The 2,412-nt window shown below is 67.4% G+C and carries 3 protein-coding genes; 2 read left to right on the top strand and 1 reads right to left on the bottom strand.

Features of this window, described 5'->3' with window-relative positions; all coding sequences use genetic code 11:
* The coding region (locus tag WB508_RS11950) for a spermidine synthase (protein WP_423845106.1) at positions 1 to 973 on the bottom strand (973 nt) is incomplete at its 3' end.
* A gap of 39 nt (positions 974 to 1,012) precedes the next feature.
* On the opposite strand from WB508_RS11950, the gene WB508_RS11945 reads away from it, so the two are divergent.
* Positions 1,013 to 1,795 carry a fumarylacetoacetate hydrolase family protein gene (locus WB508_RS11945; protein ID WP_423845105.1) on the top strand — a complete coding sequence of 261 codons (783 nt, stop codon included), beginning with the start codon at positions 1,013 to 1,015 and terminating at the stop codon, positions 1,793 to 1,795.
* Positions 1,788 to 2,412: glutamate--tRNA ligase (locus WB508_RS11940; RefSeq protein WP_423845104.1), on the top strand; the 625-nt coding region annotated here is incomplete at its 3' end. The genes WB508_RS11945 and WB508_RS11940, both read left to right, overlap by 8 nt.

The following is a 2,412-nucleotide window of genomic DNA, read 5'->3' as shown; positions in this document are numbered from 1 at the left end:
ACCAAGGCCACCGTGCCCGAGGAGTTCGCCGAGGTCTTGGCCGAGCAGGTCGAGGATCCTGAGCAACCCGGTGTCGAGCGCTGGCGCGCCGTTCTTGTCCGCCTCTGACGAACCACCGAGCCGTCCCGAGCGGAGAACGGCGCGCCACACGGTGGGGTAAGAAGCTGGTGCGCCCGTTCGGGGGAGCAGGCGACGGCTCGGTGTCGTCGGCGGTGAACGGGGTGCCACCAGCCAGGCGCGACGCCACCTCGGCGGGACCGAGCACCGAGTAGGGGAACGGGGAGCCGGCGGCACGCCGGCGCAGCGCGGCGCTGGGCACCTCGTGGCGTGACGCGACCACCAGCAGATTCCCGAAGCGGCGCCCCTTGAGCGTGGCCGGCTCGGCGCTGACCATCAGCTCGGGGAGCACGAGACGCAGACCAGCCAGCACTCGCCGCGACCACGTGAAAGGTGCCGTGTCACCGAGATTGATCAACACGGTGCCGTGGGCGGCCATCACGCGCGCCACGTCGGCGAAGAAATTACGAGTGACAAGATGGGCGGGCACCTGGGGCCCGTCGTAGGCGTCAAGGACGATGACGTCGGCATACGTGTCAGGCATGGCGGCCAGTCCTGCGGCGCCGTCGAGCGCGCGCACCTTGATACCGCTGCGCCGGGGGAGCGGCAGCTCCTCGCGCACACGGGCCGTGATGTGCTCGGCTGGCTCCAGGACGATCTGGGCTGAGGTCGGCCGGGTGTGGGTCACGTATCGCGGCAGGGTCAGCCCCGCTCCGCCGACGTGCACGAACCGCATCGGCTCGCCCGGCTCACCCAGCAGATCAATGACATCGGCCATCCGCTGCACGTAGTCGAACTCCAGATGCGTCGGGTCGTCCAGATTCACGAACGACTGGTCCGCGCCGCCGATCCGTAGCAGGTAACCGGTGCCCTCACGCACGATCTCGGTGCGGTCAGCGTCCGGCGGCAGGCTCACGGTCTCAGACTAGGGCGCTGGCCGATAGAGTGAGGATCTATGCGTATTGCGAGATTTGCGGGTGAGGACGACCCCCAGTTCGGTGTCATCGGAAACGACAACGGGGTCGAGACGATCGCCCACCTGAAAGGGGATCCGCTGTACGCCGGTATCGAGCTGACCGGTCAGAAGACCCCTGTCGCTGACGTGCGGCTGCTGGCGCCGGTCATCCCGCGCAGCAAGGTCGTCGGCATCGGCAAGAACTACGCCAAGCATGCTGCCGAGATGGGCGGTGAGGTACCCACCGAGCCGCTGATATTTCTCAAGCCCAACACATCGGTCATCGGCCCCAACGAACCGATCTTCTATCCCGCGCAGAGCAGCAACGTGCACTTCGAAGGCGAGCTCGCGGTCGTCATCGGGCGCATCTGCAAGGACGTGTCGGTCGAGGACGCCCCGCGGGTGATCTTCGGCTACACGATCGGCAACGACGTCACGGCGCGTGATCTGCAGGCCTCTGACGGCCAGTGGGCCCGAGCCAAGGGATTCGACACCTTCTGCCCGATCGGGCCGTGGATCGAGACCGATCTCGACCCGTCCGACGTGCGCATCACCACGGTGCTTGGCGAGGAGACCAAGCAGGACGAGAACTCATCGGACATGATCTTCTCGGTGCCGGAGATCATCGCCTACGTCACCTCGTTCATGACCCTGCTGCCTGGGGACGTCATCCTCACCGGGACGCCTTCAGGTGTCGGCCCCATGGAAATCGGTGACAGCGTCAGCGTCACCATCGAGGGACTCGGCACGCTGACCAACCAGGTGGTGAGCCTCGATGCATGAGCCCACCCGACCCGTCGTCGCCCGCTTCTGCCCATCGCCCACGGGCAATCCGCACGTGGGTATGGCCCGCACGGCGCTGTTCAGCTGGGCGTTCGCCCGCCACCACGGCGGGAAGTTCGTCTTCCGCGTCGAGGACACCGACGCCTCCCGTGACTCCGAGGACTCCTACCAGCTGCTGATCGACGTCATGCGCTGGCTGGGCCTCGACTGGGACGAAGGCGTCGAGATCGGCGGCCCGAACGGGCCGTACCGGCAGAGCGAGCGGATGGACATCTACGCCGACGTCGCAAGGCGCCTCGTCGAGGCCGGCCACGCCTACAAGGCGTACGACACGGCCGAGGAGCTGGAGGAGCGTCGCAACGCGGCCCGCGCCGCCGGAAAGCCCAGCGGCTACGACGGTCTCCACCGCGACCTGACCGCCGAGCAGCAGGCTGCGTTCGAGGCCGAGGGGCGCGAGCCGGTGATCCGGTTCAAGATGCCGGCCAAGGACTGGACCTTCACGGACCTGGTGCGCGGCGACATCACCTTCGGTGCCGAGAACGTGCAGGACTTCGTGATCGTGCGGGCCAACGGGCAGCCGTTGTACACCCTGACCAACCCCACGGACGACGCCATGA

This window comes from Aeromicrobium sp. (genome assembly GCF_049586495.1).
Classification (GTDB): domain Bacteria; phylum Actinomycetota; class Actinomycetes; order Propionibacteriales; family Nocardioidaceae; genus Aeromicrobium.
The sequence above is the reverse complement of the archived record's forward strand: the minus strand, read 5'-3'. Positions and strand labels throughout refer to the sequence as shown.